Origin of the sequence: Pseudonocardia sp. ICBG1034 (assembly GCF_020131375.1) — a bacterium.
GTDB lineage: Bacteria > Actinomycetota > Actinomycetes > Mycobacteriales > Pseudonocardiaceae > Pseudonocardia > Pseudonocardia alni.
The window spans coordinates 2,378,209-2,393,048 of record NZ_JAHLEK010000015.1 but is presented as its reverse complement, the minus strand read 5'-3'; the positions used below and the strand labels follow the sequence as shown (position 1 = coordinate 2,393,048).

The following is a 14,840-nucleotide window of genomic DNA, read 5'->3' as shown; positions in this document are numbered from 1 at the left end:
ACCGCGAAGGAGCAACGGTGACGTTCGATCCGCTGGAGTCCAGCCGGGAGATCACCCTCGGCTACCGCCGGTACCTGCGTTCCCTGCTTCCCCTGCGCGACGCCTCCCTGGCCTCGGCGCTGGAGCACGTGATCGACACGAGCCCGCTGCTGACCAAGGGACCGCTGCTGGAGGCGACGTCCGCCTACGCGCCCGGCGCGACCCTCGCGGAGCTCGTGGCCGAGGGGGTGCTCCCGGAGCGGTTCATCTCCGTCACCGGGCCCGAGCTCCCCGCGGACCGCCCGCTCTATCGGCATCAGGAGCAGGCGATCCGCAAGGTCCGGGCCGGACGCAACGTCGTGGTCGCCACCGGCACCGGCTCGGGCAAGACCGAGAGCTTCCTGCTGCCGATCCTCGGCCACCTCGCCGAGGAGTCCGCCGCCGGTCGGCTCGGGCCGGGTGTGCGAGCGCTGCTGCTCTATCCCATGAACGCGCTGGCCAACGACCAGATGAAGCGGCTCCGGCACCTGCTCGCGGACTCGCCGGAGATCACCTTCGGCCGCTACACCGGCGAGACCCAGGACTCCGTGCGGGACGCGGAGGCGACCTTCGCCCAGCTCCATCCACACGAACGCCGGCTGCCCAACGAGCTGCTCAGCCGCGCCGAGATGCGCGCCACGCCGCCGCACATCCTGCTGACCAACTACGCGATGCTCGAGTACCTCCTGCTCCGGCCGAAGGACCTCGATCTCTTTGAGGGCGACCACGCCGGGCACTGGCGGTTCGTCGTCGTCGACGAGGCCCACGTCTACGACGGAGCCAAGGGGGCGGAGCTCGCGATGCTCCTGCGCAGGCTCCGCGACCGGGTGTCGTCGGGCCGGGACCTGCAGGCGATCGCGACGAGCGCGACGGTGGGGGCCAAGGACTCCCCGGCCGCGGTGACCCGCTTCGCGACCGACCTCTTCGATCTGCCCTTCGAGTGGAACGACGACACACCGGGCAGGCAGGACCTGGTGACCTCGACCGTCGTCGCGGCCCCGGACCGACCGACGTGGGGGCCGCTCCCCGCCGGCGACTACGCCCGGCTGGGTGCGCACGTCGATCACACCGACGTGCTGAAGGCGGCCCGCGACCACGGCTGGGACGGGCCCGATGACGCGGTCGCCGCCCTCCGCTCGGAGTCCCGGCTGACCGCGTTCCGCACCGCGCTGTCCACGGGACCACGCCCGTTCGCCGAGGTCGCCCGCACGGTCTTCGGTGAGGACGTCGAGCAGGAGCGGCACCTGACCGACCTCGTCCGCCTGGCGGGGGCGCTACGGGCCCCCGACCGGTCCCCGGCGCTCTCGTCGCGGTTCCACCTCTTCGTGCGCGCCACCGAGGGCGCATTCAGCTGCCTCGGCCCGGACGGCCCCCACCTCGGGTTGAGTCGTCGGGAACGCTGCGAGACGTGCGAGCGGGTCGTCTTCGAGCTCGGTGGCTGCCAGCGCTGCGGTGCCGCCCACCTGCACGGCGCGCTCGACGACAGCGGCCCGGTCCCCCGCCACGTCCCGTGGAAGGCGGGCGGGCACCGCCGCCACGCCTGGCTGCTGCTGGAGGACGGCGACAGCACCGATCGCACGCCCCACGACGAGGACGACGCCGCACTCGAGGAGGAGAAGTCCACCGAGGGCGACCGGCGATACCTCTGCACCGGCTGCGGAGCCGTGCACCTCGACCAGCCGCTCACCTGCGGTGCGGGCGACTGCACCGCCACCGACTTCCGCACGGTCCAGCTGCTGTCGTCCGAGTCCGCGGCGCTGGGCTCCTGTGCTGCGTGCGGGGCGCGGGGCACCCGGTTGATCCGGCTCCTGGAGAGCGGCGGCGAGGCCTCGGCGTCGGTACTCGGCTCCGCGCTCTACCAGGCCCTCCCCGCCGCGGACGGGCCCTCGTCGGATCTGCCCGGCAACGGTCGGAAGCTCCTGTTTTTCAGCGACAGCAGGCAGACGGCCGCCTACTTCGCGCCCTACCTGGAGGACACCCACCGCAAACTCGCACAGCGCCGGATCCTCACGATGGCGCTAGCCGACCACCAGCGGATGGAGCGAGAACCGGCGAAGCTCGACGGCCTCGCCCACTACGCCTACCTGGCCGCCAAGCGGGAGGGGGTCTTCGACGAGGACGCCTCCTCCGTCGTCGCCCGCCGCGAGGCCCTCGAGTGGACGGTCCACGAGGTGATCAGCTTCGACGACCGCCAGTCGCTCGAAGGCGTCGGGCTGATGCGCGTCGAGATGGTCCGCAAGGCCTCTTGGGCGCTGCCGGGCTGCCTGGCCGACCTCGGCCTGACCGACGAGGAGGGCTGGGACCTCCTGCAGGAGCTCGTCCGCACCCTACGGTTCCAGGGCGCCATCGACATGCCTGAGGAGGTGCCGCCCAACTCGCCGATCTTCGAACCGCGCACCGGCCCCATCTACGTCCGCGGTGACGGCTCCGACGCCAAGCGGAAGGTGCTGAGCTGGCTCCCGACGACGGGTACCAACCGGCGGATCGACTACCTCACCCGTGTGCTCGAGTCCGTGGGATCGACGGCGGCGCCGCGCGCGCTGCTCGACGCGGTCTGGATGGCGCTCGACCCCGTCGGCACACCGGGCAAGGAGGGCCCGCACAGCTGGTTCTCGGTCGTCTCGCCCAAGGACCTCGGCCCCGTGCGCAGGCTCAACCACCTACGGTTCCGAATCCGACCGGTCGAGGAACAGGAGCAGCTCTTCCGGTGCGAACGATGCCGTCGGATGGCCGGGGTGTCCGTGCGCGGGGTCTGCCCCACGCTGCGCTGCGACGGCATGCTCGATCCGTGGGTCCGGCCCCGCGCCGCGGAGGAGCGCGACCACTACCGGCACCTCTACCTCGACGCCAAGCCGGTGCCCATGAAGGTCATGGAGCACACCGCCCAATGGACGAGCCAGAAGGCCGCCGAGATCCAGGGGCAGTTCGTCCGGGGCGAGGTCAACGCGCTCTCCTGCTCGACGACCTTCGAGCTCGGCGTGGACGTCGGCGAGCTGCAGGCGGTGGTGCTGCGCAACATGCCGCCGTCGACCGCCAACTATGTCCAGCGCGCCGGTCGGGCGGGCCGACGCTCCGACTCCGCCGCCCTCGTGCTGACCTACGCCCAGCGTCGGTCGCACGACCTCACCCGGTTCGCCGAACCGGAGAAGATGATCGCGGGTGAGATGCGTCCGCCGATCGTGCCGCTGGCGAACGTGCGCATCGACCGGAGGCACGCCCACTCCGTGGCGATCGCCGCGTTCTTCGGCACGATGAAACGGCAGTTCGCCCGCGAGTGGACCACCGCGGGCGAGTTCTTCCTGCCGCCTGTTCCCACACCGCCCGACTGGGTCGGCCCGGTCGCCCAGCTGCGGCGGTTCCTCACCCCCGTCCCCCGCCGGGTCCGGGACAGCCTGCTGGAGGTCCTGCCCGCGGACGTCGCCGCTGAGATCGACGTCGAGTCCGGCCCCTGGGCCGAGGTCCTCCTGGACCTCGTCGAACAGGCGGGGCAACAGCTCGCGCAGGATGTCGAGGACTTCACCGAACGCGAACGCACCGCCGCGGCCGAGGCGAACTACGCCCTCGCGGGCCAGTGCAAGCGGGTCGTCGCCACCCTGCGCAGCCGCCAGCTGATCGGATACCTGGCCAACCGGAACGTGCTGCCCAAGTACGGCTTCCCGGTCGACACGGTGGAGCTGCGCACCGACCGGCTGCAGGGTGGCATCGACAAGCCGCTGGAGCTGACCCGGGACCTCACCATGGCGATCAACGAGTACGCCCCGGGTGCCCAGGTGATCGCGGGCGGGTACCGATGGACCTCGGGCGGGGTCTACCGGCTCCCTGGGAAGGACCTCTTCCGGCAGTACTACACCGTCTGCGAGACCTGCGGGCACTACCGGCAGGACGCTTCACCGCCCGCAGCCGAGTGTCCCGCCTGCGAGACCGTCCAGACCAAGGCCGCAAAGGCGTACGTGGTGCCGGAGTTCGGGTTCGTCGCCTCGGAGAGCGTCCGTCAAGGATCGGGGCAGGCACCTCGTCGTTCCTGGTCGGGGGCCACCTACATCATCGACTCCCACGCCGACGTCGAGGAGGACGTCGTCCGGTTTCCCACCGGAGCGGAGCTGCGCTGGCGCTCCGGTGCTCGCGGTGAGTTCGTCGTGGTCAACGAGGGCCCGAACCGGGGCGGCTACCAGCTGTGCGAATGGTGCGGGTTCGGCACCTCGATGGTCGCCGGGCGCAAGAAGGCGAAGAGCCACAAGCACCTGCTCAAGGGGACCGAGTGCGCCGGCCCGATGCGGTCGCAGAGTCTGGCGCACCAGTACCAGACGGACTTCGTGGAGCTGGAGCTGCCGACCGGCACGGCGACCGTCGTCCCCGAGTCGGCGCTGCGGTCCACCGTGTACGCCCTCCTGGAGGGTGCCGCCGCCGAGCTCGAGATCAGCCGGGACGACATCGACGGCACCGTGCACCACGGCGGTGACGGGTTCCCGTCGTTAATCCTCTTCGACACGACTCCGGGCGGGGCGGGGAACACCCCTCGGATCGCGCGGCAGCTGGCCACCGTGCTGGAGGCGGCCGTCCGGCGGGTGGCCTCGTGCGAGTGCGGGCCGGAGACCAGCTGCTATGGCTGCTTGCGCGCCTTCCGCAACGAGCGCTATCACGAGCAGCTCAGCCGAGCGGGTGCCCTCAGCCTGCTGGGCAGGTTCGTCCCGGTCCCCGAGGTCTGAGGGATGCCCGACGCCCGATCCACCCTCGTCCCGAGCGCGGTCGACCTCGCGCTCAGCGCGCTCCGGGCCCGTAAACTCACGGTCGTGGCGATTTCGACGATGGCTCGCGACCACGGGCTGAGCGAGGCCGACCTGTCCGTCCTTCTCCGGCGGCTCGTCGACGACGGTGCCCGGGTACCGAGGCCGCTCCGCCCGTTGGTCGTCCCGGTCCCGGTCCCGGTCCCGGTCCCGGCCGCTTTGACTGAGGCGTTCTCGGAGCACACGACCCTCGATCTCGACTCGATCTCGCTGGCCGACCTCGGGCTGGTTGCCACACAGGACGGGGCCCCCCTCCCCCTAGAGGCGGTGTGGGATCCGCCCGTCGAGCGGCTGCCGGCGCCCCCGGTGGTCGAGGCCACCGAGGAGCCGGACGAGTCTGTCCCGGACCTCGACGACGACGCGGAGGCCACGGACTCCTTCTGGCGGTACCGGCAGGAGGCCGGCCGCGCGCGGCTGCTCGACGCGGCCGAGGAGGTCGCGCTGGCGCGGGCGATCGAGGTCGGTCTTCTCGCCGCCGAACGCCTCGAGAACAGCGATGAGACGACACCGGCCGCTCTCCCGCTGCGGTTGCTGATGGCGGCCGGCGAGGGCGCGTACCAGCGTTTCGTCACGGCCAACCTCCGACTCGTGCTCTCCATCGCGAGCGGGTACGGAGCTCCGGGTCTGGACGCCCTCGACCTCGTACAGGAGGGCGCTCTCGGCCTGATCAGGGCCGTTCAGAAGTTCGACATCGTCCAGGGCACGAAGTTCTCGACGTATGCGACCTGGTGGATCCGGCAGGCCATCACCCGCGCCATCGCCGACCAGTCGCGTACCATCCGTTACCCGGTACACATCGTCGAGCGCCTGAACACCTTCGCTCGCCGCGCCCACCCGGACGACGATCCCGCCACGGCCGAGCTGGCCGCCACGCTGCCGACGACGGTGCCGTACGAGAGTGCACAGAACGCCCTCGGTGAGGAGGGCCTGCAGGGCGTCGCCGAACGCCACCTCGACCCACCCGCCCCGGACCTGCGGGGATTCGACGCCGAGGACATCGCAGCCGCCCTCTCGATCCTGTCCGAGCGCGAGCGAACGATCATCGACCGTCGCTTCGGGTTCGTCGGCGACGCCTCCACGTTGGACACCATCGGCGGCGAGCTCGGGGTGACCCGCGAGCGCATCCGACAAATCCAGAGCAAGGCACTCGGGCGGCTGGAAACCGAGCTGCGTGCGGCCCGCCGTCGTCAAGCCCGGGCGGCCTCGTAGTCGAACTCGCCCAGCCGAGCACGCGCCGTGGCCCGCTCCTCGTCGGTGAACAGATCGTGGAAACGCTCGTCCAGCATGACGGCCTCGACGCTGAGATCGAGCCGCCTGCGCTCCCAGAGGAACGAGAACGTGTCGTTGGCGGGCTTCCGGAGAGCCCGACGCACCGCGTCGACTGGACCGTATTCGACGAGCAGCCCCACGAACGGTCGCGGGTTGTGCTTCAGCTCGCCCTTGCAGACGTCGAGCACCTCGACGAGGCGGGCTTCCAGAAGGGCCTCGGCCTGCGTGGTCTCCGGCGCGACGACGGGCTCCGGCTCGACGCTCGGCGCGGGGACGTGCACCGGGGCAGCGGGCTCCGGCGTGGCCGCAGCCGGCGCTGTGGGCGTCTCCGCGGGAGCCTGTTGCTCGACCTCCGGGAGCTCGAGCTGCGCGACCTCGGGTTCGATGAGCTCCAACTGCCGAGCCGGGCCTACGACGGGCTCGGCCTCGGGTGCGGATTCCACGAGTGCGACGCCGGGGGCGCCCGTGCCCTCGTCGTCCCGATCCCCCGCCGCGATCTCGTTGCGGCGCTGGACGAAGCCGCGCAGGGCGTCGACCGAGGTGAAGACCTCGAAGCCCAGCTCGGCGAGCCGGGGCAGGTCCGCCTCGTCCGGATCCAGCTCCAGCACCACGGGCGAGCCCTGCCCGACCTGCAGCCCCTCCGGCCAGTACGCCTCCGCCACGGCCAGCGCCCGGCTCGTCTCGGGGTCGGCGATCTCCGCATCCAGCGCCGGATTCGCGTACCCGGCCGCCTCCAGCTCGGTGAGCAGGTCGCGGATCTGCACCGCGCGGGCGTCCCGCTCGTCCGTGTCCTCGGCGACCCGCACCTGCGGCAAGCCCTCTGTCCAGGCGACCTCGGCGCCGACGAGGCGCCCGAGGAACGCGTTCGCATCCGCCGCAACCAGCCTGCGACGGGCGTCGAGGAAGGCGCGATAGTTCTCGACGCGCCACGCCTCGGGATCGGCCGGGATCCACTGGCTCGCCAACGCCTCCGCCGAGCAGAACATCAGGTACTCGTGGGGGCTGCGGCGGTTCAAGGTGGTCGCGGTGGCGGGCACCGCGAAGGCGAGGTTCCCGACGGCGTTCGCCTCGGACCGGGAGTAGCCGTGCCGGTACAGAGCGTCCTTCGGGAAAATCTCGTGCACCCGCAGCTCGCCGCTCTCGCCGTCGAGCAGGCCGCCGGTTCCGAGGTCCCGCCCACCGCTGACCCGGGTGAGCATGTAGAGCAACGCGTAGGCGCGCGCCCCGCGGCCGACCCCCTCGAGATCCTGCGGCTCGACCGTCAGGCCGCCCCGACGGGAGCGTTCGAGCGCGGTGATCAGTCCATCCACACCGGACCTGTCGACGATGTCGAGGTCCTTCGCCAGCGCGGTCTCGGCGGAGCCCGCGAACCGGCCGCGCAGGGCGGCGTGGACGAACCAGTAGAGAGCCTTGTCCGCCTCCGCACCGTCCACGAACCGGCCCTGTCCGTTGTGCAACAGCCGAGTGACGATCGGGAACGCGTAGCGGCCGCTACTGATCACGCGGTCGTGGTCGATGCCCAGCCGCCCACTGACGAGGCCGAGGAAGTGCTCGATGTTCTGCGACGCGTGGTCGAGCGCCGTCCGGAACTCATCCGCGGACACCCCTTCCAAGGCGGCGAACGGCGCCCTTCCGGTGGCCACCGCGTTGACGTTGCGCAACAGCCAGTCCAGCGAGAACGTGAACTGCCGCGCCCGCCAGCCCTCCAGCGCTCGGCGCATCGCCGGGCGGGCATCGCCCCACTCCGAGCAGATCCGCGCGAGCGCCAGGTCGCCCTTGGACAGCCGGGTGCCACCCGAGTTGACCCGGTTGAAGATGTCGACGACGACGTCCACCGTCTTGTCCGCACCGGTGATCCGGTCGACGAAGAAGTCTCGCTCGAGGATGCTCTCGAGCTGTAACAGTCGGGACAGGTACACGCCGAGGTTCGGGCGCATCCACTGCTGGTCGATCAGCTGGTCGTACTTCTTGGCCTGGTCGGCGTTGAAGAGGCCGGTGACGTCCACCCACAGCAGGTCGGCCCGCGCGGTGGACGGAGCGAGGAACTGAAAGGCCTCGGTCTCCACGTTGAAGTAGAGCCGGGTGAAGATCGCCGGGTCACCCTCGAAGAACGCTGGTGGGCGGCCGCGGATGATGCCGTAGAGCGTGGTGATCCGCTGCTGACCGTCGAGGAGGAGTTGCTTGGTGCCGCTGCCGGCCTCTGCGCCACGGACTGCCTGCCGCTGCCCCTCCGCCTCCCAGACGAGCAGCGCGCCGACGGGGAAGCCCTTATAGAGGGACCGCATGAGGCCACGGATCTGGTCCTTGTTCCACACGTAGCCGCGCTGGAACTCCGGGAGCAGCATCGACCCCGAGTCGATCTGATCCAGGATGGTGCTGAGCCGCGCCATGTCCGTCCCCCATTTCCGCCGTGCTGCGCCGCCCCGACCCCAGGGCGCCCCGTTGATGATGTACCGAACGTGACCGTGTTGCCGTCCTCGTCCCCTTCGGAACCCCAATCGTGTAGGTGACTCAATCCTCCGTGCCGGGCAGGACGTAGCGGGTGCCCTTCGTCCGCCCCACCTTCTCGAGACGGCCCTCTTCGACGAGCGCAGCGAGCATCGAGCGTGCTTCCGGCAGGCTCACGGCCAGGAGGTCCGCGACCTGGTTCGTCGACAGCGCGCCTCGGCCGGCCAGCATGAGGACAAGGCCGGATCGGTCCGCGTCGGGGTCCTCGTCCGGCTGTTCGACGACAGGTGGCGGGACCACCGGGACGCCGAGGACGGGCGTGGGGGGGTCGTCCTCCATAGGCTCCAGCGCCACCGTCGCCTTGACCGTCTCGGCGAGCTCGGGCATCTCGGGGCTCTCGGCCGGTGCCTCGCTCGCCACCAACGGTCCGATCCCCAGGGTGTCGAGCTCGGCCCACACCGGAGCCAGGGCGCGCTCGGCGTTCAGAACGTACTCGGACTGCCGGATCCGCTGGAACGTCCACCCGCACCGCTTGAGCTCCTGCTCGCGGTGGAGGTCCGCGAGCTGCTGTTCCGGCGTGGTGTGGAACGCGTCCCCGTCGCACTCCACGGCGAGCTTGCCCGCTGCCCCGGTAACGACCAGGTCGATGAAGCGCCCGTTGGTCTCCACCTGCGGGGTCACGTGGAAGCCGCGACCGACGAGGTCGAGGAAGACCCGCTGCTCGAAGAGCGAGTCGAAGGCGTCGTGGCGACGGTTCCGGGTCACGTCGGCGAGCACCGGGGGGAGCTCCGCGTCGGCGCCGGACGTCATGTGGTCCAGCAGCGACCGCCGCAGGTCCGCTGGGCGCAGCAGATCAGCGGTCACCGAGTGGAACAACCACAGCTGGTCCTGGGCGCGGGAGACGGCCACGTTGAAACGCTGCTCCGCGTCCCGCTTGGTGAAGGGGAACGCGGCCCGCTCCTTCGGGGCCACGACCATGGACAGGAACACGACGTTGCGCTCGTCGCCCTGGAACTCGGGCGGGGTGCCGACTCGGATTCGCCGCCGGTCCCACTCCTCCGGGTCGATCACTTGCTTCAGCGCGGACGCGATGATCTCTACCTGCGCCTGTCCCTGGAGGACCACGACCCCGAACGACAGCCCGTCGTACGCCTCGTCCTCCAGGCATGCGGCCAGTGCCGCCGCGACCTCCTCGGCCTCGACGACGTTGGCCGTTCGGCTGGCCGTGCCCTCGGTGAACCCGCCCTCGACGTAGGTGGCGCGCAGCGGCGGGAGCCGGTCGGCCCCGAACTGCCGGAGCGGGACGAGCGGCGCGTCCCGGTAGAACGAGTTGGAGCACCAGCTGATGATCTCCGGCATGCACCGGAAGTGCTCCCGCAGCCGGATGACCTGGCCGAACCGGCTGCGCAGCAGCGAGAAGATGCTGTCCCTAGGGGTGAAGCTCGTACGCAGGTACTGTGGGATGTCGGGCAGTTCCGCGTCGATCCGGTCGAAGATGGGCTGCAAGGAGCCGCTGGTGACCTCGGACGGTGTGCACTGCTTGTCGTCGCCGACGACAATCACCCGCGGCGCGAGCCACAGCAGGAACGCGCTCGTCAGCTCGGCCTGGCTCGCCTCGTCGACGATCACGACGTCGAAGGCGTTCGCCCGCGGCGGGACTGAGGCCAGAACCTGTTGGATCGGCATGACCCAGGCGGGGACCGCGTCCTGCGCCACGCGCATGGCGTCCCGCGCGGCCTGCCGGTAGCGCTCGGCGTACTTGCCGGTGCCCTTGCCGACGTTCGCCATGTTGTTCTTGTACGACTGCAGGGCCTGCACCTGGGTCGCGTTCATCCGGCTCAGGCAGGCACGCCAGGACCGGGCGGCGGCCAGCCGCCCGGTCAGCCGGGCCAGATCCTTGGTCGCGATCGCCAGGTCCGCCTCGAGGCGTTGCTCCCGGCCCGGATCGATCTGGACCTGAAGCCAGGTCGCCGCGCACGCCCGCGCCCAGGCCTCCGGCCAGCGGCGGAGACGCTCCGTCCAGTCGTCGAGCGGGTGCTCGCGCAGGTCCACGGCGAGGTGCGGCGCCGCGACGTGGACGCGGTCGAGCAGCTCGTCGCAGCGCAGCTGGGCCGTCTGCTGGTCCGCGGCACGGGCCAGCGAGGCGAGGGCCTCTGCGTAGGCGCCCTGGTCCGCCGCCTCGAACGCCCGCAGGGCATGTGCCAGCTCGTGCGGGCGCACCTCCAGCGGCACCGCGGCCACGAGGTCGTCGCGAGCGGCGTCGAGTTCGGCACGGGCGATCGCGGCCGACCGGGCGTGGGTCACCTGGACCGCGACAGCCGTGACCTGCTCGACGGCCCCGATGTCGTACAGCGCGGGCCTCGCGGCAGGCGGCAACGTGGCGAGCACCGCGCGGAGGGCGTCAGTGGCGGCCAGGACCCGCGCGATCACCCCGCACACCGACCGGAGCTGCTGGAGGAGGTCGATCAGCACCACGCGGGGCTCGCCGAGGCCGACGCCGATGCGAAGGGGCCCGAAGGCCACGTTGATCTGCTGCCCGATCGCGAGGACCGCCAGGTGATGGGCTGCAGCGTGCGCCGCGGCCGCGGAGTCCACCGGCCGTCCGCCCACGAGCACGGCGGCCTCGAACGGTGCGACGGCCTTCTGCTCGGGGCTCTTGAACATCTTGCGGAGGGAGCCACCACCGTCGAGGTGGGCGCCGAGCGCAGCGAAGGCGTGCGCGGCGGCGTCCAGATCGACCTGGGCGTGGACGGAGACGCCCGCGAACCCGGCCGCCTGGTCGTGCTGCATCGCGGCGTCCACCAGCCCCAGACGCTCCACTGCGCGCTGCCAGGCGTGCGGCCCCGTTCCGCCCAGCAGTGCGGACGTCATGTCCCGCGCCCAGTCCCGGTGCGCGGGCAGGTCCCGCAACGCCAGGAGGCTCTCGTCGGCTTCGGTGCAGGCGGGACCCAGCCGGACGAGCTGCTCACCGTCGAGAGTCTCGAGCGTGGCCACCAACAGCGACGTGTCACCCCGCCGGACCGACTCACCCAGCGCGACCGCCTCCGCTAGCTCACCGAAGCGGCGCTGGTCGAGCAGACCGGTAGGAATCCGCTGGTCACGACGGCTACGGCGTTCGTCGGTCTCTTCCCCGAGCAGCCGCACCAGCTCACCGAGCTCGGCGGCCGACACCGGGAGCTCGCCCGCGACGCCCTCCCCCAGCCAGCCGTCCCGCTCCTGCGTGCGACCGAGCTCTGCCGCGATCCGGGCGAGCGTGCCCCGGAAGCCGACGGCCACCTCGGGGTGCTCGAAGGTCTCCGCCTCGCGGACGGCGCGAATCTCCTCCAGGAGCCGCGCGCGGTCCCGACGGACGGCCTCGCGCTTCTCGGTGAGGTCCGCGATCTCGCGGTCGGCCCGGGAGGGGTTGAAGTCGGTCTTGCTCCCGGCGAGGGCCGCCACGCTGCGCGAGAGGTCGGAGTTCCCCTTCGCGGAGGCGTCGGTGAGCGACACGCACAGCTCCTGCATCTCGGGCGGCAGCTTGTCTCGCAGCACCCGGAGGGCCTGCGCCTTCTCTGCGGTGACCAGGACCCGCTTGCCCTGGGCGAGCAGCGCGCTGACCAGGTTGGCGATGGTGTGGGTCTTCCCGGTGCCGGGCGGACCCTCGACCACGACGCCGCTGTCCGCATCGAGCCGATGGATGATCTGAGACTGTTCCTCGTTCGCGGCCAGTGGGAAGAGCGGGTCCTCCCCCGCCGTGGCAGTGCCGAAGCCGGTGCGCTCCAGCCAGGCGAGGCGCTGCTCAGGCTCGATTGCCTCAACAAGCTGCGCGAGCCCCAGCGGCACGGGCGAGGACTCATCCGCGAGGGACGTGGCGATCGCGTCGTAGTACGCCCTGATCGCGTAGGCGCCGCGCGGCCGGGCGACGAGTGCCGGACTCATCGACACCAAGGAGTGCTCGGTCCGCTCAGGCTCCCAGCCGTCACTCACCTTGTGCGCGACCTGCAGAACCCGGGCCGCCCACTCCTTCAGGAACTCGGGCAGAGCGGGTTCGATCGGGCTCACAGCCCGCTCGAGGAGCTTGTCCCGCAGGATCGCGCTACCGGACAGGTCGAAGGAGTCCAGCCCGCCCAGGAGCTCGTCGTCCTCGAGGCGGAGGCCGGACTCGTCGGCGAGGACGCAGATCATGTCGCCGGACTCGAGGTCCTGGTCGATCCGCACGGCCTGGCTGATCATGTGGACCCGCACGCCGGGGGTCTGCAACAGCCCGGAGGCGAGCACGAGCTCGACGGACTCCGGCTGGTCCTGTGCGAGCCGGTGCATGTCGAACAGCGCCTCGAAGACCCGGCGACGAGGCCTCCGCAGCCGCTCCTGCTCCGCCCACGCCCGCCAGTCGACGAGCCACGCGTCGAACTGCCCGCGGATGTGGGGGTGCTCGTCGAGCGAGACCTCGCCCTGTCCTCGAACGACCACGCGCTCCTTGAGCCGCGGCTCACTGAGGTCGTCGGTGCCGGAGCGGTCCAGCCACCGCTTGAGCTCGCGGGACGCCGCCGGCTCGGGATCGCGGTGCACGCGGGAGACACGAAGCACCTCGGCCCCCGGCCCGTCCGGGCTCTGGATCGTGGTCGCCTGCTGCGCGTCGTGCAGCCACAGGGTCCTGTGGTAGCGGTCGACGCTACGCACCGGCGCGAAGCGGGCCGCGGCCATCTGCCGGAGCACGCCCATCAACCGTGTCACGCGATCCCTGGTCGACGGGTCGTGCTCGTGCGTCATCGATTTCCTTCCCCGAACTGCCCGGTCTGGGCGCCACACCCCTCATCGAAGGCAAGCACAGCACCGTCACCGAGACGAGGAAGATTCACTCGAATCGGGCAAAGGATTGGGGCCTCGCTACGAGGCAAGTGAACCGCCCCGGTCTTGATGGAGGCTCTGGCCCCACGGAAGGGTTGGAGTCATGCCAGCGCCGAAGAAGTATCCCGATGAGATTCGGAAGCGGTCGGTCCGGTGGGTCCTGGACCTGGTCGAGGGCGAGGAGCAGGCGAACGTGACCGCGGCGTGCACCCGCGTCGGGGAACAGCTGGGGATCACTCGAGACACGTCGCGAGGCTGGGTCAAACAAGTCCAGATCGATCAGGGTGCGCGGGCGGGGACACCGACCTCGGAACGGGACCGGATCCGGACCCTGGAGAAGGAGAACGCTGAGCTGCGGCGGGCGAACGCGATCCTGCGCACGGCATCGGCCTTCTTCGCGGCGAAGCTCGACCGCACAGCTAGGGCGTGGATCCTGCGGGGATGAGGGCGTGATACTCGGTTCGGTCCAGGGCTACGGGAACGGCAGTGCGGGCCGCGGCCGGTCGGCCAACGGTTTCCCACGACCGCACGCGGTTCAGCCCCCGGTGCCAAACGGGCCCACGGCCGCCGGAACGGGCCGAACACCGAGGCGCTCCGCGACCCGACGCGCGGTGAGATCCCCCTGGGCCTTCCGCCCCCGGGCCAGCACCTCCGGGGGCGCCGTGTCCGGGCCGGCGTCGAAGGGTGGCTCCGGGTCGTACTGCATGCCCAGCTGGATGACCTCGGCCCCCTGCCGCCCGCGCAGCTCGGCCGCGAGCCGGAGCGCGCCGTCGATCCCGGCCGTGACCCCGCCGGCGAACACCCACGTGTCGTCGACGACGACCCGGCGGTCGTCGCGGACCGCGCCGAAGGACGGGAGCAGGTGGCGGGCCGACCAGTGCGTGGTCGCCCGGCGCCCCTGCAGCAGGCCGGCCGCGCCGAGCAGGAGCGCCCCGGTGCAGACCGGCAGGACGGCGCCGGCCACGGAGGCCTGGTCACGGAGCCAGGTCAGGACCTCCTGGTCCTCCATCAGCGCCTCCTGGCCGGAGCCTCCGGGTACGTGCAGGACGTCAAAGCGCGCCGGCTCGGCGATCGCCCGGTCGGGCAGCACCCGGAGCCCGCGCACGTCGCGGACCGAGCCCTCGCCGGCGCCGACGAACACCGAACATGGTCCAACGGGTCCTGGGCCACGAGCGGTCCTCGACGACGCTGGACCTCTACACCCGGCGGACCGACAACAGCGAGCGCATCCTCCAGGCCCTCGACGACGAGGACGATCCGGACGACGGCGGAGCGTCCGTCGCTCCGGAATGAGCGATGCTCCGGAAATGCTCCGGGAACACCCTGGGGAACGACGAAACCCCTGGTCACATCCGGCTCGTTGAGCCTGTGACCAGGGGTTTTGACTGTGGGCGATACTGGGATCGAACCAGTGACCTCTTCGGTGTGAATGCGGCCCGGCTTGCGTTCCTGCTGCTGGCGAGGCTCGTACAACGCGCTGACCTGCCGGGCTTC

At 71.2% G+C, this 14,840-nt stretch carries 7 protein-coding genes; 4 read left to right on the top strand and 3 right to left on the bottom strand.

Annotated elements, in window-relative coordinates; genetic code table 11:
* The first annotated feature begins 17 nt into the window (after positions 1–17).
* Together KPF22_RS12790 and KPF22_RS12785 are read left to right on the top strand one after the other, a co-directional pair.
* A complete protein-coding gene (locus KPF22_RS12790; protein ID WP_224402163.1) occupies positions 18–4,724 on the top strand; it encodes a DEAD/DEAH box helicase in 4,707 nt (1,568 codons plus the stop codon).
* 237 nt (positions 4,725–4,961) lie between these two features.
* Entirely contained in the window at positions 4,962–6,011 is a 1,050-nt protein-coding gene (locus tag KPF22_RS12785) for an RNA polymerase sigma factor RpoD/SigA (RefSeq protein ID WP_305080317.1), read from the top strand.
* On the opposite strand, the gene KPF22_RS12780 is transcribed toward KPF22_RS12785, so the two are convergent.
* Both KPF22_RS12780 and KPF22_RS12775 read right to left on the bottom strand, forming a co-directional pair.
* On the bottom strand, positions 5,990–8,461 hold the full coding sequence (locus KPF22_RS12780; protein ID WP_224402162.1) for a DUF262 domain-containing protein: 2,472 nt from the start codon (positions 8,459–8,461) through the stop codon (positions 5,990–5,992). The two genes, KPF22_RS12785 and KPF22_RS12780, sit on opposite strands and share 22 nt — an antisense overlap.
* A 121-nt stretch (positions 8,462–8,582) precedes the next feature.
* Positions 8,583–13,214: an AAA domain-containing protein gene (locus KPF22_RS12775; protein WP_224402161.1), complete on the bottom strand. Its 4,632-nt coding sequence runs from the start codon at positions 13,212–13,214 to the stop codon at positions 8,583–8,585.
* A gap of 235 nt (positions 13,215–13,449) precedes the next feature.
* Between KPF22_RS12775 and KPF22_RS12770 the strand changes: the two genes are divergently transcribed.
* Entirely contained in the window at positions 13,450–13,791 is a 342-nt protein-coding gene (locus KPF22_RS12770; protein WP_224402160.1) for a transposase, read from the top strand.
* A 90-nt stretch (positions 13,792–13,881) separates the two neighbouring features.
* Here KPF22_RS12770 and KPF22_RS12765 read toward each other — a convergent pair whose 3' ends face one another.
* Entirely contained in the window at positions 13,882–14,487 is a 606-nt protein-coding gene (locus tag KPF22_RS12765) for a DJ-1/PfpI family protein (protein WP_224402159.1), read from the bottom strand.
* Positions 14,488–14,492: 5 nt separating this feature from the next.
* On the opposite strand from KPF22_RS12765, the gene KPF22_RS12760 reads away from it, so the two are divergent.
* A complete protein-coding gene (locus tag KPF22_RS12760) occupies positions 14,493–14,639 on the top strand; it encodes a hypothetical protein (protein ID WP_224402158.1) in 147 nt (48 codons plus the stop codon).
* The last annotated feature ends 201 nt before the right edge of the window (positions 14,640–14,840 follow it).

Excerpts from the sequence above, each read along its gene's own strand:
- KPF22_RS12770 (WP_224402160.1), top strand. The coding sequence starts at position 13,450 with ATGCCAGCGCCGAAGAAGTATCCCGATGAGATTCGGAAGCGGTCGGTC.
- KPF22_RS12760 (WP_224402158.1), top strand. The coding sequence starts at position 14,493 with ATGGTCCAACGGGTCCTGGGCCACGAGCGGTCCTCGACGACGCTGGAC.
- KPF22_RS12780 (WP_224402162.1), bottom strand. The coding sequence starts at position 8,461 with ATGGCGCGGCTCAGCACCATCCTGGATCAGATCGACTCGGGGTCGATG.